Annotated in this window: 19 protein-coding genes; 12 read left to right on the top strand and 7 right to left on the bottom strand. The window is 37.5% G+C overall.

Annotated elements, in window-relative coordinates:
- The first annotated feature begins 13 nt into the window (after positions 1 to 13).
- The 5 genes from mnmE (at position 14) to ACFIKJ_RS00475 (ending at position 5,685) form a co-directional block, all read left to right on the top strand.
- Positions 14 to 1,321, top strand: a complete 1,308-nt coding sequence (mnmE, locus tag ACFIKJ_RS00495) for a tRNA uridine-5-carboxymethylaminomethyl(34) synthesis GTPase MnmE (protein ID WP_375670139.1) — start codon at positions 14 to 16, stop codon at positions 1,319 to 1,321.
- Between the two features lie 106 nt (positions 1,322 to 1,427).
- Positions 1,428 to 3,296: a tRNA uridine-5-carboxymethylaminomethyl(34) synthesis enzyme MnmG gene (gene mnmG / locus ACFIKJ_RS00490; protein ID WP_375670138.1), complete on the top strand. Its 1,869-nt coding sequence runs from the start codon at positions 1,428 to 1,430 to the stop codon at positions 3,294 to 3,296.
- Positions 3,296 to 3,943, top strand: a complete 648-nt coding sequence (gene rsmG, locus ACFIKJ_RS00485; RefSeq protein ID WP_375625523.1) for a 16S rRNA (guanine(527)-N(7))-methyltransferase RsmG — start codon at positions 3,296 to 3,298, stop codon at positions 3,941 to 3,943. Before mnmG ends, rsmG begins: the two co-directional genes overlap by 1 nt.
- A gap of 6 nt (positions 3,944 to 3,949) precedes the next feature.
- A complete protein-coding gene (locus ACFIKJ_RS00480; protein ID WP_273722360.1) occupies positions 3,950 to 4,747 on the top strand; it encodes a ParA family protein in 798 nt (265 codons plus the stop codon).
- Between the two features lie 32 nt (positions 4,748 to 4,779).
- Positions 4,780 to 5,685 (top strand): ParB/RepB/Spo0J family partition protein, encoded by a 906-nt coding sequence (locus ACFIKJ_RS00475; protein ID WP_375648197.1) that lies wholly within the window; start codon positions 4,780 to 4,782, stop codon positions 5,683 to 5,685.
- A 409-nt stretch (positions 5,686 to 6,094) separates the two neighbouring features.
- Here ACFIKJ_RS00475 and ACFIKJ_RS00470 read toward each other — a convergent pair whose 3' ends face one another.
- From ACFIKJ_RS00470 to dapF, 7 genes are all read right to left on the bottom strand, one after another.
- Positions 6,095 to 6,607 carry a hypothetical protein gene (locus tag ACFIKJ_RS00470; RefSeq protein WP_375626112.1) on the bottom strand — a complete coding sequence of 171 codons (513 nt, stop codon included), beginning with the start codon at positions 6,605 to 6,607 and terminating at the stop codon, positions 6,095 to 6,097.
- 74 nt (positions 6,608 to 6,681) lie between these two features.
- Positions 6,682 to 7,080: a hypothetical protein gene (locus ACFIKJ_RS00465; RefSeq protein ID WP_375626110.1), complete on the bottom strand. Its 399-nt coding sequence runs from the start codon at positions 7,078 to 7,080 to the stop codon at positions 6,682 to 6,684.
- Between the two features lie 65 nt (positions 7,081 to 7,145).
- Positions 7,146 to 7,907, bottom strand: a complete 762-nt coding sequence (gene gloB, locus ACFIKJ_RS00460; protein ID WP_375626108.1) for a hydroxyacylglutathione hydrolase — start codon at positions 7,905 to 7,907, stop codon at positions 7,146 to 7,148.
- A 62-nt stretch (positions 7,908 to 7,969) separates the two neighbouring features.
- A complete protein-coding gene (locus ACFIKJ_RS00455) occupies positions 7,970 to 8,656 on the bottom strand; it encodes a septation protein A (protein ID WP_375626106.1) in 687 nt (228 codons plus the stop codon).
- Positions 8,653 to 9,906, bottom strand: coding sequence for a signal recognition particle-docking protein FtsY (gene ftsY, locus ACFIKJ_RS00450; protein ID WP_375626104.1), 1,254 nt, complete (start codon positions 9,904 to 9,906; stop codon positions 8,653 to 8,655). The genes ACFIKJ_RS00455 and ftsY overlap by 4 nt, the downstream gene beginning before the upstream one ends.
- A gap of 14 nt (positions 9,907 to 9,920) precedes the next feature.
- On the bottom strand, positions 9,921 to 11,204 hold the full coding sequence (gene mtaB, locus ACFIKJ_RS00445) for a tRNA (N(6)-L-threonylcarbamoyladenosine(37)-C(2))-methylthiotransferase MtaB (protein WP_375670137.1): 1,284 nt from the start codon (positions 11,202 to 11,204) through the stop codon (positions 9,921 to 9,923).
- Positions 11,204 to 12,055: a diaminopimelate epimerase gene (gene dapF, locus ACFIKJ_RS00440; protein WP_375625532.1), complete on the bottom strand. Its 852-nt coding sequence runs from the start codon at positions 12,053 to 12,055 to the stop codon at positions 11,204 to 11,206. The genes mtaB and dapF overlap by 1 nt, the downstream gene beginning before the upstream one ends.
- Positions 12,056 to 12,289: 234 nt before the next feature.
- On the opposite strand from dapF, the gene ACFIKJ_RS00435 reads away from it, so the two are divergent.
- The 7 genes from ACFIKJ_RS00435 (at position 12,290) to odhB (ending at position 21,985) form a co-directional block, all read left to right on the top strand.
- A complete protein-coding gene (locus ACFIKJ_RS00435) occupies positions 12,290 to 12,835 on the top strand; it encodes an AprI/Inh family metalloprotease inhibitor (RefSeq protein WP_375670136.1) in 546 nt (181 codons plus the stop codon).
- Positions 12,836 to 12,933: 98 nt separating this feature from the next.
- On the top strand, positions 12,934 to 14,133 hold the full coding sequence (gene zapE / locus ACFIKJ_RS00430) for a cell division protein ZapE (RefSeq protein WP_375651666.1): 1,200 nt from the start codon (positions 12,934 to 12,936) through the stop codon (positions 14,131 to 14,133).
- A gap of 288 nt (positions 14,134 to 14,421) precedes the next feature.
- A complete protein-coding gene (gene mdh / locus ACFIKJ_RS00425; RefSeq protein WP_375651667.1) occupies positions 14,422 to 15,384 on the top strand; it encodes a malate dehydrogenase in 963 nt (320 codons plus the stop codon).
- Between the two features lie 90 nt (positions 15,385 to 15,474).
- Positions 15,475 to 16,671: an ADP-forming succinate--CoA ligase subunit beta gene (gene sucC, locus ACFIKJ_RS00420; protein WP_375651668.1), complete on the top strand. Its 1,197-nt coding sequence runs from the start codon at positions 15,475 to 15,477 to the stop codon at positions 16,669 to 16,671.
- Between the two features lie 3 nt (positions 16,672 to 16,674).
- Positions 16,675 to 17,577 carry a succinate--CoA ligase subunit alpha gene (gene sucD, locus ACFIKJ_RS00415; RefSeq protein ID WP_375625535.1) on the top strand — a complete coding sequence of 301 codons (903 nt, stop codon included), beginning with the start codon at positions 16,675 to 16,677 and terminating at the stop codon, positions 17,575 to 17,577.
- Between the two features lie 164 nt (positions 17,578 to 17,741).
- On the top strand, positions 17,742 to 20,741 hold the full coding sequence (locus ACFIKJ_RS00410) for a 2-oxoglutarate dehydrogenase E1 component (protein ID WP_375670135.1): 3,000 nt from the start codon (positions 17,742 to 17,744) through the stop codon (positions 20,739 to 20,741).
- A 32-nt stretch (positions 20,742 to 20,773) separates the two neighbouring features.
- On the top strand, positions 20,774 to 21,985 hold the full coding sequence (gene odhB, locus ACFIKJ_RS00405; RefSeq protein WP_375625537.1) for a 2-oxoglutarate dehydrogenase complex dihydrolipoyllysine-residue succinyltransferase: 1,212 nt from the start codon (positions 20,774 to 20,776) through the stop codon (positions 21,983 to 21,985).
- The last annotated feature ends 31 nt before the right edge of the window (positions 21,986 to 22,016 follow it).

The following is a 22,016-nucleotide window of genomic DNA, read 5'->3' as shown; positions in this document are numbered from 1 at the left end:
TAGGATAAAACCTGTGGATACAATCTTTGCTGTTTCGAGTGGATTGTTACCTTCAGGGGTTGCAGTCATTAGGCTTTCTGGTCCTCATGTTGTGGATATAGTTAAAACGCTTTGTGGTCGTTTACCTAAAGCACGTTTTATGCATTATGGAAATCTTACTGCTCGTGATGGGAGCTTTTTAGATTCTGGTTTAACTGTTTTTTTTCCTGCTCCTCATAGTTTTACGGGGGAAGATTGTGCAGAATTCCATTTACATGGAGGAAAAGCCGTTGTTAGTCGTTTTCTCGATGAATTGTCGACATTTTCTGGATGCCGTATTGCAGAAGCAGGTGAATTTTCACGTCGTGCTTTTATGGAAGGAAAATTAGATCTTGTTCAAGCAGAAGGTCTTGCTGATTTAATAGAAGCAGAAACGGAAAGCCAACGGCGTTTAGCTGTTATGGGTACAAGTGGACATTTAACGACGCTTTATCGTGATTGGCGTCATAAGCTTATGAAGGCGCGTGCTTTTATTGAGGCAGAACTTGATTTTGTTGATGAAGCAGATATTCCCAACGCAATATCTGATAAAGTTTGGAAAGATGTTGAGGATCTTTGTACTTCTATTCGTGAATATATTATTGAAGGAGAGCGTGCGAGTATTTTACGTGATGGATTAAAAATTGTTATTGCTGGTGCTCCAAATTCTGGAAAATCAAGCATTATGAATCGTCTTTCAGGAAGATCTGTTGCTATTGTAACGGAAGAAGCAGGAACAACCCGTGATGCTTTAGAAATGAGAATTATTCTTGGTGGTTTACCTATTTTTTTAACGGATACTGCTGGTTTTAGAAAAACAGAAAATAAAATAGAACAAATGGGAATAGAAGTTGCTAAACAGCATGTTAGGGAAGCTGATTTAGTTATTTTGGTTTATGATATAGGAAATCCTGAGCAAGTTGATTTACCAGAAACATCGGCTGAAATATGGTGTGTTGGCAATAAGCTTGATCTTTATGAAAAAAATGATCAGCATTGGTCTATACAATTTTCCGCATTAACTGGTTTTAATTTTGATTATTTTATCAAAGAACTTGAATCATTTTGTCATCATCGTGCTTCTGAAATTGGAAATATTGTTCCGGCGCGTAAAAGACAACTTCAATTATTAAAGGAGGCTGTTAAAGAGATTGAATATTCTCTTAATTATCATTCTCTTGATCTCAGTTTACGTGCAGAACATCTCCGTTGTGCAAGTGATTTTATTGGAAAAATTACAGGAGATATTGATGTTGAAGATTTGCTTGATATTATTTTTTCAGAGTTTTGTGTTGGTAAATAATGATTCACGTGAAACATTGATTATTTAATAGACAGATTATAAAGATTATGTAATTTATATACTGTTTCACGTGAAACCTTAGAATATTTTCTACGGAATGAATTAAATGCAATCATATGATGTTGTTATTGTTGGTGGTGGTCATGCTGGCTGTGAAGCGGCTTCAGCTTCAGCGCGTGTAGGAGCCAAAACAGCGCTTGTTACACATAAAATATCAGCACTGGGAACAATGTCGTGTAATCCTGCTATTGGTGGTCTTGGAAAAGGGCATCTAGTTCGTGAAATAGATGCATTAGATGGTCTCATGGGAAGAGCAGCAGATGCTGCTGGAATTCAGTTTAGACTACTTAATAGACGTAAAGGACCGGCAGTAAGAGGACCACGGACGCAAGCGGATCGACAACTTTATAAAAAAGCAATTCAAAAATTATTAAAAGAACAAGAAAATCTTACTCTTATTGAGGATGAAGTTATTGATCTGGTCGTTAAAGATAATTGTGTATCAGGTGTTATTTTAAAAAAACAAGGAACAATTTTATCTGGTGCTGTTGTTTTAACAACAGGGACATTTTTAAATGGCTTTATTCATATTGGTGATAAAACATGGGCTGCTGGACGTATGGGAGATCAGTCAAGTGTGCAACTTGCTAAACGTTTAAAAAATTATCATATAAAATTTGGTCGATTAAAAACAGGAACCCCTGCTCGTTTGAGTAAAAAAACAATTGCTTGGGATCATCTTCCAAAACAACAAGCAGATGAAAATCCCATTCCCTTTTCTCTTTTAACAGAGAAAATTGAACAACCACAAATTGAATGTGCAATAACACGTACAAATGAGAAAACACATCAAATTATTCGCGAGAATATTTATCGTTCTGCTTTATATTCTGGAAATATTGAAGGGTTAGGACCACGTTATTGTCCTTCTGTTGAAGATAAAATTGTGAAATTTGGAGAACGTGATGGACATCAGATCTTTCTAGAACCAGAAGGATTAAATGATGATACTGTTTATCCAAATGGTCTTTCTACTTCTCTTCCTGAAGATGTACAAATTTCTCTATTGAAAACCATTGAAGGGTTGGAAAATGCTGTAGTTTTGCAACCTGGTTATGCTATTGAATATGATTTTGTTAATCCACAACAATTAACGAGAAGCTTAGAATTACGTTCTTTACCGGGTTTGTTTTTAGCAGGCCAAATTAATGGTACAACAGGATATGAGGAAGCAGCAGCACAAGGACTTTTAGCTGGGTTAAATGCGGCACGTAAAGTAGGTAAATTAGATGAAATACTTATAAGTCGTTCTACCGCTTATATTGGTGTTATGGTTGATGATTTGGTTTCACGTGGTGTTTGTGAACCTTATAGGATGTTTACATCACGTGCTGAATTTCGTTTATCTTTACGATCTGATAATGCTGATACGCGTTTAACACCTTTGGCACAAAAATGGGGTATTGTGAGTGAAATACGTTGGGAATGTTATCAGAAAAAACAAGAACGCCTTGATCAAGCACGATCAATATGTCAAAATCTTTTTTTAACACCCAATGAAGCTTCTGCTCATGGATTACACGTTAATCATGATGGAATTCGGCGTTCCGCTTATGATTTTCTTGCGTATCCTCATATGACTTTAGAGCGTCTTTCAGATTTTTGGCCACAATTACAAACGGTTGATTCTAAAACAGCAGAATCTTTAGAAATTGAGGCACAATATGCGGTTTATTTAGATAAACAAGCACAAGATATTGCTTCTCTTCAGAGAGATGAGCGTTTAGAAATTCCTTCTTCTCTTGATATTCAGGCAATTTCAGGTCTTTCAAATGAACTTAAATCAAAAATTCAAGAAGTGTCGCCGCGTTCAATTGCTGATGCACAAAAAATTGATGGCATGACACCCGCCGCGTTATCGCTTATTATTACATGTATTCAACGTCAACGACGTGAAAAGGCTAAAACAGCTTAATGGATTTTTCTACAGAAAAAAAATATCAACAATTATTAAATATTGTTCCTTCTGTTTCACGTGAAACGATGGAAAATTTAATTCAGTTTGAGTCTTTAATACTTCAATGGAATGCACATATTAATTTGATATCTGCTACAACAATACCAGATCTATGGACACGGCATATTCTAGATTCAGCACAAATTTTTCCTTTGTATGCTCATTCTTTACATTGGTGTGATTTAGGATCAGGAGGAGGTTTTCCTGCAATTGTGATTGCTATCTTTTTGAAAGAAAAAAAAGTAGGACATATTAATCTTGTTGAAAGTAATGGGAAAAAAGTTGCTTTTTTGCGAACAGTTATTTCTCAACTTAATCTTCCAGCAACGGTTTATCACGCTAGAATTGAAGATGTATATCAAAAAATTCCCGTATCTGATATTATAACGGCACGGGGATTAGCGCCGCTCAATAGTCTTCTACAACTTATTTTTCCTTTATTAACAGAAAAAACAATCGCTCTTTTGCAAAAAGGTCGGGATTACGCTACAGAAATAAAAAATGCCTCTGCCAATTGGCACTTTGATCTGTTAAAACATAAAAGTAAAGTTGATGAAAATTCTGTTATTTTGGAAATTTCTCATATTCGATCATATAGAGGGTAGAGCAAAATGAGCGAAACACGAATTATCGCTATTGCAAACCAAAAGGGTGGAGTCGGAAAAACAACCACAGCAATTAATCTTGCAACAGCTTTAGCGGCTATAGGTGAAAATGTCCTTATTATGGATGTTGATCCACAAGGTAATGCTAGTACAGGTTTAGGGATTGATCGTAATAACCGTCCTTTGTCTTCTTATGATGTTTTAGTTTCGGGAGTTTCAATTACACAGGCGGCTTTAAAAACAGCAGTACCCAATCTTTATATAGTTCCCTCTACACTTGATCTTTTAGGTGTGGAAATGGAAATTTCTTCATCACAAGATCGCATACAACGCTTACGTAAAGCACTCTATGATGATCCGGAAATGGAAAAAAAATTCAATTATATTTTAATTGATTGTCCCCCCTCCCTTAATCTTTTAACACTTAATGCTATGGGGGCTGCGGATTCTGTTTTAGTGCCTATGCAGTGTGAATTTTTAGCACTTGAAGGTTTAAGTCAATTACTTGAAACAGTAAAACAAGTGCGATCCGTACTTAATCCATCTTTAGAAATCCAAGGTATTGTTCTAACAATGTATGATGGACGTAATAATCTTTCAAATCAAGTTGTTGAAGATGTACGTTCTTTTATGGGAGATAAGGTTTATCGCACTGTTATTCCACGAAATGTAAGAGTATCAGAAGCGCCCTCTTTTGGAAAACCTGTATTGCTTTATGATCTCAAATGTGCTGGGAGCCAAGCTTATTTGCGTCTAGCATCAGAAATGATTCAACGTGAAAAACAAGCACGTGCTGCTGCTTAAAAAAATAAACTAAAAATTTAAAGAGCAAAATTATGAATGATGATCAATCAAAAAAAAGACTGGGTCGTGGATTAGCGGCATTAATTGGGGATATCAGTTTAAACAGCGATCTTACACGTTCATCAAATACTGACAAATTTACAGAGTCCAATACAGTTTCTTCTGTTTCTGAACGATTTGTTCCACTTGAATCTATTTCGTGCAATCCACATAATCCGCGACGCCATTTTACCGATTCAGAACTTGATAATTTAGCACAATCAATTCGCCAGCACGGTGTTGTTCAACCTGTTATTGTAAGACCATCACGTGATCATCCTCATCGGTTTGAATTAATTGCTGGCGAACGGCGCTGGCGTGCTGCACAGCGAGCCAATTTAAATAAATTACCGGTTATTGTTCGCGATGTAGATGATAAAACGGCTTTGGAATTGGCAATTATTGAAAATGTTCAACGTGCTGATCTTAATCCTATCGAAGAAGCAATGGGATATGAAATTTTGCTGAATGAACATGGATATACGCAGGCAGATTTAGCGCAAGTTATTGGAAAAAGTCGCAGTCATGTTGCTAATACGCTTCGTTTGTTAAAACTTCCACCAAAAGTACAACAATTCTTAACCGATGGGCAACTCTCCGCTGGTCATGCACGCTGTCTTATCACTGTTGAGAATCCACAGGATTTAGCTGAAAAAATTATTCGCGAAGGGCTTTCTGTGCGCCAAACAGAAATACTTGCGTATGAACAGGCAAATCCAAAAGTCAAAAAACGAACTGCTGTTGAGAAAGATACAGAAACAAAATCTTTAGAAAAATTACTTGCAGACGTGATCGGAATGAAAGTGACTATTCGGCATGGCAAAAAAGGTGGTGATTTAAAAATACGCTACTCTTCACTAGAACAATTAGATGATATTTGCCGGCGTTTGCAAAACTAATTAATTATCTAAAATAGCACGAATTCTATCTACATATTTTTGACTGAAATTAAAATTATCTGAAGGTATAGTATTTTTGAAGAGAATTTTTTATCTTCAAAGGCTATTATTGCAGCTAAAGTTGTTTGAAGGGCCATGAGACCAATAACATAATCTTTAGGTGAGAAATTATATTTTCTTAAAAGATCTGTTAGTTTTGATCTAGCAGAAATAGAAGCAATTAACCCTTCAATGCTGTTATCATTTCCGGTATTGGATGCCTCTGGCTCTGGGGGTAAATCCTCAATTTATTTGTTTTAGTTATTCTATTTTTGAGAGAAAATATTCTGTTAAAGGATAATTTACAATGATATTTGGGTTGCTGCTAGGGAGAAAACAAATTGATAGTCTGTTCAAAATAGCACGAATTCTATTTACAACGACTTTTTAAAATAGCAAGTATTCTATACGTATATTTTTTACCAAACTCTAAATTGTTTGAAACTACAGTATTTTTTTCATCAAAAGAAATCCCCTCTTTTTTAAGAAGTTCAAGAGGAGCTAAAAGCATTGTTAATGTTGCTTGAAGGGCGATGGTTCCTATAGCAAAATCTTTAGGTGTTATATTATTTTTTCTTAAAATATTCATTAATTTTGGTTGATTAGAAATAGAAGCTACGAATCCTTCAATACTGTTGTCGTGTTCAATTTCAATATCAGGTTCTTTTTCGGTATCGGATACTTTTGATTCTGATGGTGAACTTTCACACTCTTCTTTATTAATTTGTTCCATTTTTAAAAGCAAATCTTCTGTTAAGGTATAATTTGCAATAATATACGGGAACTCAAATCGATAGTCTGTTTTCTTTTCCTCTGCCATTGTTAGTTGAGTATGTATCACGAAAAGAAAAAGGAGGAACAAACGTAATACGAACTTAAGCATGTTTAAAAGTTATCCTTTCTTCTTCGAATTTCAGCAAAGACTTCTCCGTTTGTTAAGTCAATTAATTTTTAAAGTTAACAGCCACAAATTTTTTCTACAACAGTATATACTCTATACATATGCTTTTTACCAAATTCCAAATTGCTTAAAAATACGGTGTTTTTTTCATCAAATTCAGCCGAGGTAAGTATCAATAACGTTCCCGTAAGCGCATTGCAACCAAGAAAAAAATCTCTAGGCGTGATGTTATTGTTTTTTAAAATATTCATTAATTTTGGCTGATCAGAAATGTAAGTGGTAAATTCTTTAATAGTATTGTTACATGGGGTATTAGATGCTTTTAACTCTGGCAGTAAATTTTCATATTCTTTTCCAATTTGTTCCATTTTCAAGAGAAAATCTTCTGTTAAGGTATAATTTGCAATAATATACGGGAACTCAAATCGATAGTCTGTTTTCTTTTCCTCTGCCATTGTTAGTTGAGTATGTATCACGAAAAGAAAAAGGAGGAACAAACGTAATACGAACTTAAGCATGTTTAAAAGTTATCCTTTCTTCTTCGAATTTCAGCAAAGACTTCTTCATCTGTTTCTTCTTCCATTGCGAGGTTTCTTCGCAACACACTATCATCCCATCGGAGAAAGGGATTGGTGGCTTTTTCTTGCCCTAAGGTTACTGGTAAAGTCATAGCGTTTTTTGCACGTAGCAAAGAAACTTCTTCCACTCTTTGACGAAGTTTTTGATTATGTGGATCAAGTGTTAATGCGAAAAGAGCATTGGTTTTGGTATATTCATGACCACAATAAAGAAGTGTCTTATCGGGAAGTTGACGAAGCTTTTTTAAAGAGTTCAGCATTTGAGCAGGTGTTCCTTCGAAAAGGCGTCCACAACCAAGTGAGAAAAGTGTATCTCCAGCAAAGAGCAAACCTTTTTCAGGAAAATAATAAGATAATGCGCCCAAAGTGTGACCAGGTGTTGAAAGAGCTAAAAGTGGGTGAGAACCAAAGAGAAGTTTTTCATCAGGTTGAAGTGTTTGATCAAGATGATGAATCTTTTCTTTTTCTGCTTCTGGTCCGATAATCATAGCGTTGTATACTTGTTTTAATTCTTCCAATGCTTCTACATGGTCGTGATGATGATGAGTTACAAAAATAGTCTGAAGTGTCCAGTTACGGCGTTTTAAGGTGTTATGAATAGCTTCACTTTCAGGTGCATCAATTGCAGCTGTGTAGCCACTTTTTTCATCATGAATGAGTACACCAAAGTTATCTTTTCGACAAATAAACTGTTCAATCAACATGTTTTTCTCCTGAACAGTGTTTGGTAATGAATCTATAAAATAATATATAGTGGTGGATTTTTTTAAGAATCAGATTTGTCCTCTTCTGTGAAAAGTCCTTTTGAATGTTTCAGAATGATAGGCATTTGGGTAAGCATAAAGAGGATTGTTAGGGGCATAACGCCAAATACTTTAAAACTTGTCCAAAAATTATCGCTAAAATTGCGCCAAATGATTTCATTCAAAAGGGCAAGAAAAACGAAAAAGAATGCCCAACGATAGGTAAGTTTTTGCCAGCCTAAATCATCAAGTTTTAATGTAGAATCAAGAGCATAACGTAAAAGTGGTTTTTTAAAAAACATACCACTAAAGAGGATGAGCGCAAATAAGCTATTAATAATTGTTGGTTTCATTTTGATGAAAGTATCATTATGAAGCCAAAGAGTTAAAAATCCAAAGAATAGAACAAAGATTCCTGAAATAAGGGGCATAATAGGAATTTGTCGTGCAAGGATCCATGATAAGCTTAGAGAAATAATAATAGCTATCATAAAAATAGCTGTTGCAGGGAAAATAGGTTTACTAAAATTTTGAAAAAATCCAATGTTTTTTATCAACCATTCGCCCTTATAATTAGCCAGAAAAAAGGCGACTAACGGCCCCATTTCCAAGAAAAATTTTATGGTTGGTGAGAGAGGGGGTTTCTTATTGTTATTCATATTTTTTTCAGAATTATTCTGTGAATTAGAGTTAGATAAAGGCTGTTTCATGTATGTTTTCCTGCGATAGTTTCGGCAAAGTCAGAAGCAGAAAAAGGTTGAAGGTCTTCAATATTTTCTCCTATACCGATAAAATAAACGGGTAATTTATATTTTGCTGCTATAGCGACAAGAATTCCTCCTCGTGCGGTCCCATCCAGCTTTGTCATGACTAAACCATTAACACCAGCAATTTCACGGAAAATTTCCACTTGGTTGAGTGCATTTTGTCCGGTAGTTGCATCAAGCGTTTGAAGGATTGTATGGGGTGCTTGGGGTGTGTGTTTCTTTAAAACACGAATAATTTTTGCTAACTCATCCATCAATTCAGATTTATTTTGTAAACGCCCTGCTGTATCAATAATTAATACATCACTGTTTGCTTTTTTTGCTTTTTCATAAGCATCAAAGGCTAAGCTGGCGGCATCTGCACCCAATTTTGTCGAAATAACAGGAGAATCAGTACGTTTACCCCAAATATGCAATTGCTCAATAGCTGCGGCTCGGAAAGTATCACCAGCTGCAAGCATAACTTTTAATCCCCCTGCTGTTAATTTTGCTGCAAGTTTTCCGATTGTTGTCGTTTTTCCAGTTCCATTTACACCTACCAGCAAAATAACATGAGGTTTATAGCTGAGATCAAGCTCTAATGGAATTGCAACAGGTTCCAGAACTTTTTTGACCTCATCAGCTACAATAGTATGAATATCGTCTGGGGAAAGATCTTTTCCGTAACGACTGGAAGCTAAAGTATTTGTGATGCGTGTCGCCGTTTCTACTCCAAGATCAGCTTGGATAAGGATATCTTCGAGCTCTTGCAATGTATCTTCATCAAGTTTTCTTTTAACAAAGAGGTCGCCAATTGATCCGCTTAGGCGTTGTGAAGAAAGGGATAGACTTTTTTTAAGGCGCTCAAACCACGCTATCCTTTTTTGTTCAACAGAAAGTTCAGATAAAATTTCTTCATTCTTTTTTTCACGGACGTTGTCTGTGACAATAATTTTACCAGAAAGAGGAATTTTATCAGAATGAGATTCTAGAAATGGAGATTTTTCATCATATTTTGTAAGTGTTGACTCTCGATTTTTTGTTTGTTCTTCTTTTTCTGTGTCTATAGAGATTTGGTTATTTTTTGTCCTTTCATTTTTGTCTTTATTTTTTTCCATTACATCGCTTTTATCAGGAATAGAAATCTGTTGTTCCATTTCCTGCTCTTGAGATTTGTTAAAAGAGAATATTTTTTTTATAAAAGATTTCGTCATAAGAATTTTCCTGCTCAAGCAGCGTTTAATTTTGGAAGGATAGCAATCAATTTATCGCCATCATGATCAACGATAAGGGCTTGAACAATTGTTCCTGCTTTTGCACCTTTAACTTGTACAAGAGTATAATCTTCCGTTCGTCCGATTTCATCTTTTTCAACGAGAATTGTTTGTAGACTGTTTTGTAAATGAGCAAGATGCTTTTGGTAAGCCTCCTCACCTGCTTTACGTAATTTTTCAGCACGCATCTTAACTATTTTACGGTTGATTTGTGGCATACGTGCGGCAGGTGTTCCTTCTCTTGGACTAAAGGGGAAGACATGGAGATGGGTTAAATTACAATCTTTGATTAAAATAAGACTGTTTTGAAACATCTCTTCTGTTTCTGTAGGAAAACCAGCAATTAAGTCGGCACCATAAACCATTGTAGGACGTTTGGCACGCAATTCTTGGCAAAATTGAATAGCATGTTCGCGTAAGTGTCGCCGTTTCATCCGTTTTAAAATCATATTATCACCTGCTTGCAAAGATAAATGCAAATGGGGCATGATCCTTGTTTCATAAGCTAAAAGATTGATGAGTTCTTCGTCTGCTTCAATTGAGTCAATAGATGAGAGGCGTAATCGCGCTAAGTCAGGGACATGATGCAAAATTGCTGAAGTTAATTTTCCTAGAGTAGCTTTTCCAGGAAGATCGTGACCATAACTTGTAAGATCAACACCTGTAAGGACCACTTCTTGGATACCCTCACCTACCAGCTTTTTAATTTGTTCTATGATAGCACCCATGGGAACTGAGCGAGATGGTCCTCGTCCATAAGGAATAATGCAAAATGTACAGCGATGATCACATCCATTTTGTACCTGTACAAAAGCGCGGGTGCGCTCTTGCATTGCACTGACCATATGTGGAGCAATTTTTTGTACTTCCATAATGTCATTGATACGCACTTTTTCCGAATGGTTAATACCAAAATCAGGAAGTTGACGATAAGAATGGGCGTGAAGTTTATCTTCGTTTCCTAAAACGAGATCCACTTCTGTCATTGAGGCAAAATTTTGCCCTTCTGTTTGGGCTGCACACCCTGTTACAATGATACGTGCATGAGGATTTTCACGTCGTGCTTTGCGGATAGCTTGTTTTGCTTGTCGTACGGCTTCGGCAGTGACAGCACAGGTATTAAAGATAATAGCACCATCTTTAAGCTGATCTAGCCCTGAAGAAGTACTTTCTTTGCGAATGATTTCCGATTCGTAGCTATTAAGTCGACAACCAAAAGTTACAATTTCTATTGCCATCAGGAGTGATCCTTTTTGTAGCACCCTGTTAGAGGGCTTAAAAAACCACTAAATTGATATTTTATTGGTCCTATCATAATAACGTGATCGTCTTCTCGGTAAAAAATATTAAGTGTTCCTTTTGGTAAGTTTACATCAATATGGCGTTGTGTGAGACCACGACGATAAGCAGCCACTGCACTTGCACAGGCAGCACTCCCACATGCTTGTGTTAATCCTGCTCCTCGCTCCCATGTCCGTAAATTTAGACTTTTCTTTGACGTTATGCAAGCAATGGAAATATTGCACTGTTCGGGAAATAGGGGATCATGTTCAAGTTTCGGCCCATATTTTTCTAATGGAATATGTTGAATATCATTTTCAACAAAAAAGATAGCATGGAGATTGCCAATGGATATGAGACAAGCATCTTTTAGGGGACCAGCCGTAATTTCTACGTGATTGGTATCAACTATTTCACGTGAAACAGGCATCTCTTTTGCATTGAAATTTGGGCATCCCATATCAACAGAAATGAGATTATCGGTTTGATATTTCCCTTCAATAATTCCAGCGGGAGTTTCTAAACGAAATTTTTCACCAAAATTGTGATTTTTAAGCCATGCAACAACACAGCGGGTACCATTGCCACAAGCTTTAGCCATTGATCCGTCGGCATTCCATATTTCTATGCGGAAGTCGGCTTTTTTCTGGGTTGGTGTGTGGATAGCCATGATTTGATCAAAATGCATTTCGGGATCTGCCGACAAAGCGAGGATTGCTTGCGATGTAAGAGTATGAGTGCTTTCACGCATATCAACAACAATAATTTGATTTCCAAGACCGTCCATTTTGCTAAATGGCGTTTTCATGAAACTTCTCTATTTCTAATGATTACTTATAAAGAGATATATGACTGAAAATCTTATAAATTTCTAGTGTTTAGTAAATATAAAATTGGGTACATAAATTATTTCGTTTAAAATAAATGATTTTAACCTATTTTTTTAATTTGTTAATTTATCTTTGTAACTATAACAAATATTCACTTAATTTCTTTTAATTTCTTTGTGAACTTATTTATTGTCGTGGGAGAGAGTACAGATATGTCGTTTTCAAAAATTTCGTTTTTCGTTGCACTATCAACTGTAATGCTTTTAGGGGGATGTTCAACAACACGGTTTGACAGTAATGACGGTAGTAACGCATTAGAAGTTTTTTATCCATCTCAACAAATGACAACATTGGAAGTGTCTGATCTGTCATCTACTTCTTCGTCGATATCTGAGGCAGCAAACGCTTCGATGTATGAGAAGGGAGATTCTCAGAGTGATGGACGAATGGCTAGTCTCGAATTGCCAAGTAATGCTACTGATTTATTTCCTGCAAGTGTTGCTGGTGTATGGAATCTTTCTATGGGGGGTAAAGTTTGCCGGATCGCAACGCCGCAAACAAAGTTTGGACAAGGGTACCGTGCTGGTCCTTTACACTGTCCAGGAATTGCTTCTCAAGTGAGATCGTGGGCTGTTAAAGGAAAAAGATTATATTTTTATAATAACTCTGGACGTGTTATCCTTGCTCTCTACTCTTCAAATGTTGATCATTTTGAGGGACGTACACTTGATGATCATCCCGTTGTTTTAAGTCGTTAAATCATTTTTGATCGTTTATGAAAAACTAAGCTAGACGGACAGATTCGTGAAAAGTATTTATATTTTTCATTGAGAACGGTTTGAAAAAGGTTGTTTGGATGATTCTCGTTTCAACACGTTATAAAGAGCTTGTCTCTAAAGGAGAGGTTTGTTTTGACCCCGCTCAATTAGCTGTAACAGAATATTTTGATCATTTATTAAAAAAAATTGCGGAACAAAACATCTCTCGTCCTTGGACTTGGAAATTTTGCTCTTTCTTTAATAGAATATTTAAAAGAAAAAAACAAAATATTTCTTGTGTTGTAAAACAAGGGGATGAAAAGGGTTCTTTTCAGGGATTATATGTTTTTGGTGAAGTAGGACGGGGCAAAACTATGCTGATGGATTTGTTCTTTTCTTGTTTGCCTAAAGGTCATAAAAAGCGTGCTCATTTTAATGATTTTATGACTGATGTGCATGAGCGTATTAATTTTTATCGTCAAGCATCTGGGGGTAAAAAATTTAAACAAGATAATCCTATTTTAGCTGTTGCTGAAGATCTTGCACGAGAAGCAAAGGTACTTTGTTTTGATGAGTTTAGTGTAACAGATATTGCTGATGCTATGGTGTTGGGGCGGCTTATTTCTGCTTTGTTTGATAAAGGAATTTTCTTTGTTGCGACTTCAAATGTGGCGCCGGATAACCTTTATTGTAACGGTTTAAATCGTGAACTCTTTTTGCCTTTTATTCAAGTTTTGAAAGCATATGTTCGTGTTGTTAATCTTGATGCAAAAACAGATTATCGTCTTGAAAAATCAAATCTACAGCCTGTGTATGTAGCACCTTTAGGAAAAAAAGCAGATGAATGCATGGATCAAGCATGGGCACTTGTATTGCAAGGACATAAGGAGATATCTGATGAGCTTTCTATAAAAGGGCGCCTTATTCCTATTCCGCGCGTTGGTGCAGGATGTGCACGCTTTGATTATGGAGATTTATGTGCAAAGCCTTTGGCAGCGGCTGAGTATTTGGTATTAGGGGAGCGTTATCATACGATTTTTATTGATAATGTACCGGTCATGGATGATACATGTCGCAATGAAACAAAACGGTTTATTTTGCTTATTGATATTCTTTATGAGCGCCACATACGGTTATTTATGTCGGCAGCGGCAGAGGTGGGGGATTTGTATAAAGGGAATGCACAGATTACGGAAACATTTGAATTTCAAAGAACACAGTCACGTCTTTTTGAAATGCAAAGCCACGATTATTTAAAACTTTGGGAAGAACATTTTCTTTTGAAGAAGAAGCATTGATTATACTTTTACCTTTACGTAAACTGTAAAAACAATAACTCTTTGAAATTAAAGAAACGTAATAATTCTGTTGTATTTTTTTTAAATTCACTTTATCGATACATCGTGATAATTTTCTAATAGTTGTTTCAGCGGAGGTTTGTTGTTTCTGTAAGGAGAAAAATTTGTAAATTTCATTTCTTTACTCCTTTTTATGATATTGTTTGAATATGGTTGAAGTCAAAAATATTCAGTATAGGGACGCTGATGGGTGTGCGCTGAATTATCTAAAAGTTAGGAAAAAATAAAATGGCACGAAAAAAAATAGCTCTCATTGGTTCAGGTATGATTGGTGGTACTTTAGCACATATTATTGGGCTTAAAGAACTTGGTGATGTTGTTTTATTTGATATTGCGGAAGGTGTGCCACAAGGTAAGGCTCTAGATATCGCCGAATCTTCTCCCGTCGACGGTTTTGATATCAGTTTAAAAGGTGCTAATGCTTATGAAGCAATTGAAGGATCTGATGTTGTTATTGTAACAGCAGGCGTTGCGCGAAAACCTGGTATGAGCCGGGATGATCTTTTGGGCATTAATTTAAAGGTGATGGAACAAGTTGGAGCTGGAATTAAAAAATACGCGTCTTCAGCATTTGTTATTTGTATTACCAATCCCCTTGATGCGATGGTGTGGGCATTGCAGAAATTTTCAGGTCTCCCTACACATAAAGTGGTTGGTATGGCTGGTGTTCTTGATTCAGCACGTTTTCGTCATTTCTTATCTGAGGAATTTAAGGTCTCTGTTAAAGATGTGACAGCGTTTGTTTTAGGAGGGCACGGTGATTCAATGGTTCCTCTCGTGCGTTATTCAACGGTTGGTGGTATTTCTTTGCCTGATCTTGTAAAGATGGGCTGGACGACACAGGAAAGAATTGATCAAATTATCCAGCGTACCCGTGATGGTGGTGCAGAAATTGTTGGTTTGTTAAAAACAGGTTCTGCTTATTATGCACCAGCAGCTTCTGCTGTTTCTATGGCTGAGGCCTATTTAAAGGACACTAAGCGTGTTGTGCCTGTTGCAGCTTATCTTTCAGGAGAATATGGGGTTAATGATACCTACGTTGGTGTTCCTGTTGTAGTTGGTGCAGGTGGTGTTGAGCGAGTCATTGAAATTGATCTTGATAAAGAAGAAAGAGATGCTTTTGATCATTCAGTAAATGCAGTTAAAAAGCTTTGTGAAGCTTGTATTGCTCTTGTGCCTAGTCTCAAGTAAATTGAACAAGATTTAATTCATTAAAACTAAGTATTTAGAATATTAAAACTTTAGGATTAATAATGATCCATAAAAGAAAAGGACAAATGCATGAATATCCATGAGTATCAGGCCAAACGTCTGCTTCATGAATATGGAGCACCAATTGCAAATGGTGTCGCTGTTTATTCTATAGAGCAAGCTGAAAAATGGGCGGAAAAATTGCCCGGACCTCTCTATGTGGTTAAAAGTCAGATACACGCTGGTGGTCGTGGTAAGGGTAAGTTTAAAGAACTTGGTCCTGATGCAAAGGGTGGTGTTCGGCTTGCAAAATCTGTTGAAGAAGTTGTTGCAAATGTTCAAGAAATGCTTGGTAAAACTTTGGTAACCAAACAAACGGGTCCAGAGGGTAAGCAGGTCAATCGTCTTTACATTGAGGATGGTGCCGATATTGAAAGGGAGCTTTATCTTTCACTTTTGGTTGATCGTGGCGTTGGTCGAATTGCTTTTGTTGTTTCAACAGAAGGTGGAATGGATATTGAAACGGTTGCTGAAGAGACACCAGAAAAAATATTCACGCTTCCCATTGATGCTGTAGAGGGTGTTACTTCTGCTGATTGTGCGAGACTTTGTGATGCATTGAAACTACAAAGTAGTGCGCGAGAAGATGGTGAAAAGCTTTTTCCGATTCTCTATAAGGCATTTTGTGAAAAAGATATGAGCCTTTTAGAAATCAATCCGCTTATTGTGATGAAAGATGGTCGTTTACGTGTTCTTGATGCAAAAGTTTCTTTTGATAATAATGCTCTATTTCGTCATCCAGATATTTTAGAATTACGCGATCTTTCAGAAGAGGATCCAAAAGAAATTGAAGCATCAAAGCATGATCTTGCTTATGTTGCTCTTGAGGGTACAATTGGCTGCATGGTTAATGGTGCGGGTCTTGCTATGGCAACAATGGATATTATCAAACTCTATGGAGCTGAGCCTGCAAATTTTCTTGACGTTGGTGGTGGAGCGTCAAAAGAAAAGGTGACAGCTGCTTTTAAAATTATTACGGCCGATCCAAATGTTAAGGGCATTTTGGTTAACATTTTTGGTGGTATTATGCGTTGTGATGTCATTGCTGAAGGTGTGGTTGCTGCTGTTCGTGAGGTTGGTTTAAAGGTTCCCTTAGTTGTTCGTCTTGAAGGCACTAATGTTGAGCAGGGTAAAGCAATTATCAATGAAAGTGGTTTGAATGTTATTCCTGCTGATGATTTAGATGATGCTGCTCAAAAAATTGTTGCAGCCGTGAAGGGAGCTTAAGCTATGTCGATTCTTGTGAATAAAGAGACAAAAGTTCTAGTTCAAGGGCTTACAGGAAAAACAGGAACATTTCATACAGAACAGGCGCTTGCTTATCATGGTACGCAAATGGTTGGGGGTGTTAATCCTAAAAAGGGTGGAGAAACATGGGAAGGTTCAAAAGGCGAAACTCTTCCTATCTTTGCTAATGTTGCAGAAGCAAAGGAAAAAACAGGCGCGGATGCTTCTGTTATTTATGTTCCGCCTGCAGGGGCTGCGGCAGCTATTATAGAGGCTATTGAAGCTGAAGTTCGTTTAATTATCTGTATTACGGAAGGTATTCCCGTTATGGATATGGTTAAAGTGAAGGCGCGGTTAGAAAACTCAAAGTCTCGTCTTATTGGTCCTAATTGTCCTGGTATTCTTACACCAAATGAATGTAAAATTGGTATTATGCCTGGTTCTATTTTTAGAAAAGGTTCTGTTGGGGTTGTTTCGAGGTCGGGAACTTTAACTTATGAAGCCGTTTTTCAAACGAGTCAGGAAGGTCTCGGGCAAACAACTGCGATAGGGATTGGTGGCGACCCTGTTAAGGGCACTGAATTTATTGATGTGTTGGAAATGTTTTTAGCGGATGATGAAACTCAGTCTATTGTTATGATTGGGGAGATTGGTGGTTCTGCTGAAGAAGAAGCAGCACAGTTTCTGCAAGATGAAGCAAAAAAAGGTCGTAAAAAACCAGTTGTTGGCTTTATTGCTGGCCGTACAGCTCCTCCAGGACGTACAATGGGACATGCTGGTGCTGTTATTTCTGGTGGTAAAGGTGGAGCAGAAGATAAAATTGCGGCAATGGAATCAGCAGGGATTCGAGTGTCTCCTTCACCATCACAGATAGGTAAGACTTTGATGTCAGTTTTGAAGGGCTAAAAGAAAATTTCATCTGAATAAGAAAAAGTTCTTAGATTCAGGTGAAAAAACTTGAGTATAAAAAGGTAAAACTTTTTTGAATGTTTGAATCATTGCTTGTTTTGTAAGCATTTAAAGGTTGAAAAGAGATATAAGGAGACGGAATAGATGTTCCGGAGAGGTATATGGCAAGGCAGGACGAAATAAATAGCCTTTTTGCACAGACATCATTTCTTTATGGTGGCAATGCGGATTATATAGATCAACTTTATGCTCAATATGAAAAAGATCCTACCAGTGTTGATTCACAGTGGCGTGCTTTTTTTGAAGGACTTCATGATAATAAAGAAGATGTTCTCAGAAATGCTGAAGGGGCAACATGGCAAAGTGATCATTGGCCAGTAAAGGCAAATGGAGAATTGGTTTCTGCTCTTGATGGTGATTGGTCTTCTCTTGAAAAATATCTTGGTGATAAATTAAAGGAAAAAGCAATAACAGGTGCTGCACAAAAGGGAAAAACTTCCAGTGAGCAAGATGTTATTCGTGCAACACGTGATTCCGTTCATGCAATTATGATGATTCGTGCTTTTCGAGCACGGGGGCATCTTCGGGCAAAGCTTGACCCTCTTCAATTGGCCGAAAAACAAGAAGATTATAAGGAACTTTCTCCAGAAGCTTATGGTTTTACTCCAGCTGATTATGAGCGTCCCATTTTTATTGATAATGTTTTAGGGTTGGAATATGCAACTATTCCACAAATGCTTGAAATTCTCAACCGTACTTATTGTTCAACAATCGGTGTGGAATATATGCATGTTTCTGATCCGGTTCAGAAAGCATGGCTTCAAGAACGCATTGAAGGGCGAGATGAAAAAATTTCTTTCACACAACAAGACAAGAAAGCTATCCTTAATAAGCTTATTCAGGCGGAAGGTTTCGAACAGTTTTTAGACACTAAATATAAAGGTACAAAGCGTTTTGGACTCGATGGTGGTGAAGCGCTGATTCCCGCTCTTGAACAGATTATCAAATGTGGTAGTGCTTTAGGGGTTAGGGAAGTTATTTTAGGAATGGCACATCGTGGTCGTTTAAATGTTCTTTCACAAGTTCTTGCCAAGCCGCATAGGGCTATTTTTCATGAGTTCAAAGGGGGATCTTATAAGCCTGATGATGTGGAGGGATCCGGTGATGTCAAATATCATTTGGGAACTTCAGCTGATCTTGAATTTGATGGTAAAAAAGTTCATTTATCGCTGTTGGCCAATCCATCTCATCTTGAGATTGTTGATCCGGTTGTTATAGGAAAAGCACGTGCTAAACAAGATCAACTTATGGGACCTGCGTATACTGATTTACTCTCATTAAGTGAGCGTTCAAAAGTGATGCCATTGCTTATTCATGGTGATGCTGCTTTTGCAGGACAAGGCGTTATCCAAGAAACTTTTGGTCTTTCAGGTCTTAAAGGTTATCGTGTTGCAGGCTCACTTCATGTGATTATCAATAATCAGATTGGTTTTACAACATCTCCGCGTTTTTCACGTTCTTCGCCTTATCCATCAGATGTTGCAAAAATGATTGATGCACCAATTTTCCATGTGAATGGTGATGATCCTGAGGCAGTTGTTTTTGTTGCAAAAATAGCAACAGAGTTTCGCCAAATTTTCCATAAACCAGTGGTTATTGATATGTTTTGTTATCGCCGTTATGGGCATAATGAAGGTGATGAGCCTTCCTTTACGCAGCCACTTATGTACAAGGCAATTCGTAATCATAAAACAACACTTCAACTTTATAGTGACCAATTGGTAGCAGAAGGGGTGATTTCTCTAGAAGAGATTGAGCAACAAAAAAAATTATGGCGCGATAAGCTTGAAGGTGAATTTGAAGCAAGTGCTTCTTATAAGCCTAATAAGGCTGATTGGCTTGATGGAAGCTGGACGGGACTCAAAGCTTTTAGTAGTTCTGATGAGCAACATTCTAGAACAACCGGTGTTGAATTAAAAATTTTAAAGGAAATTGGTCAAAAAATTGTCGAAATTCCGGCAGATTTTCGCGTTCACAAAACCATTCAACGTTTTTTAAATAATCGTGCTAAAATTTTTGAAACCGGTGAGGGTGTTGACTGGGCAACCGCTGAAGCTCTAGCTTTTGGTTCGCTTTGTTTGGAAGGAGCACCGGTTCGTCTTTCCGGTGAGGATGTTGAACGGGGAACTTTTTCGCAACGTCATTCAGTTCTTTATGACCAAGAAAATGAGGCGCGTTATATTCCTTTGAATCATTTACAAAAGGGGCAAGCGCTTTATGAAGTTGTTAATTCTATGCTTTCTGAAGAAGCTGTTCTTGGTTTTGAATATGGATATTCTCTTGCTGAACCACGTGGTTTAACGCTTTGGGAAGCGCAATTTGGTGATTTCTCCAATGGTGCACAGGTCATTTTTGACCAATTTATTTCTTCTGCGGAGCGTAAGTGGCTTCGTATGTCTGGTCTTGTGTGTTTATTGCCTCATGGTTTTGAAGGGCAAGGGCCGGAGCATTCTTCTGCACGTTTAGAACGGTTTCTTCAACTTTGTGCGGAAGATAATATGCAGGTTGCTAATTGTACAACCCCTGCAAATTATTTTCATATTTTGCGTCGACAAATTAAGCGTGATTTCCGTAAGCCATTGATTTTGATGACACCGAAATCACTTTTACGTCATAAGCGAGCCGTTTCTCTTCTCAATGAAATGGGGCCAGAAACAAGTTTCTGTCGTGTTTTGCTTGATGATGCAGAATGTCTCAAAGATTCTGTCATTAAGTTGCAAAAAGATAATAAAATTCGCCGTGTCGTTCTTTGTACTGGTAAGGTTTATTACGACCTTTATGAAGAACGTGAAAAAAAGGGTATTGATGATGTTTACCTCCTTCGTGTTGAACAACTTTATCCTTTCCCTGCTAAAGTTTTGGTGAATGTGTTGTCGCGCTTTTTGCAGGCGGAAGTTTTTTGGTGCCAAGAGGAACCAAAAAACATGGGGGCTTGGTCATTTATTGAGCCTTATTTGGAATGGGTTTTGACGCATATTAATGCGCAATATTCACGTGCTCGTTATGCAGGACGTCCTGCGAGTGCGTCACCGGCCTCTGGGTTAATGGTGAAACACCTTGAACAACTGGCTGCGTTTCTTAAAGACGCGTTAGGTTCTTAATTTATTACTACTCTGATGTATGGAAAAATATTATGACTACTGAAATTCGTGTTCCTACTTTGGGCGAATCGGTTACCGAAGCAACGATTGGCAAATGGTTTAAAAAACTTGGCGAAGCTGTCGCTATGGATGAGCCTTTGGTTGAATTAGAAACTGATAAGGTAACCGTTGAAGTTCCTTCTCCTGTTGCGGGAAAATTATCTGAAATCATTGCAAAAGAAGGCGATACGGTTGAAGTAAATGCTCTTTTAGGAGTGGTGGAAGCTGGAGAAGCTGGTGTCTCCCAATCATCTTCACCTTCTGCTACACTTGTTCCAGCAGCTTCATCTGAATCGGAGAAGCCTGCTTCGAGCAGTACAATGCCTCCTTCTCCTTCAGCAGCAAAATTGATGGCTGAAAATAATGTTGCAAAAAGCGATATTTCAGGTTCTGGAAAACGTGGACAAATTCTTAAAGAAGATGTTCTTGGTGGATTAAAACAAAGTACAAATGCTCCTACACCCTCTTCTTCTGCGACGAGTTCTTCGGCAACTCCTGTTCAAGAAACACGTGAAGAGCGGGTTCGTATGACGAAATTGCGTCAAACAATTGCTCGCCGTCTTAAAGATGCACAAAATATAGCAGCAATGTTAACCACATTTAATGAGGTTGATATGTCAGCGGTGATGGATTTGCGCAAGCGTTATAAGGATCTTTTTGAAAAGAAACATGGTGTTAAACTTGGTTTTATGGGTTTTTTTACCAAGGCTGTTTGTCATGCATTAAAAGAACTTCCCGCTGTTAATGCCGAGATTGATGGGACAGATATTGTTTACAAAAACTATGTCAATGTCGGAATTGCTGTTGGAACGGATAAAGGGCTTGTTGTTCCAGTGGTGCGAGATGCAGATCAAATGTCATTGGCAGAGATTGAAAAAGAGATTGGGCGTTTGGGGCGTCTTGCGCGTGATGGAAAATTAGCCGTTTCTGATATGCAGGGCGGAACTTTTACCATTACCAATGGTGGTGTGTATGGATCGTTGATGTCAACACCGATTTTGAATGCACCACAATCTGGTATTTTGGGAATGCATGCGATTAAAGAGCGAGCAATGGTTGTTGAGGGCCAAGTTGTGATCCGCCCCATGATGTATTTAGCGCTTTCTTACGATCACCGTATTGTGGATGGGCAAGAAGCTGTAACTTTCCTTGTACGTGTTAAGGAAAGCTTAGAGGATCCGGAACGCCTTGTTCTTGATTTGTAAAATACAGTTTTCAGGATGAAAGGAGAAACGG

The sequence above is a fragment of the Bartonella sp. PS7NMGDW genome (assembly GCF_042193585.1).
In the GTDB taxonomy this organism is placed as follows: domain Bacteria; phylum Pseudomonadota; class Alphaproteobacteria; order Rhizobiales; family Rhizobiaceae; genus Bartonella; species Bartonella grahamii.
This window is presented reverse-complemented; position numbering and strand designations above follow the sequence as displayed.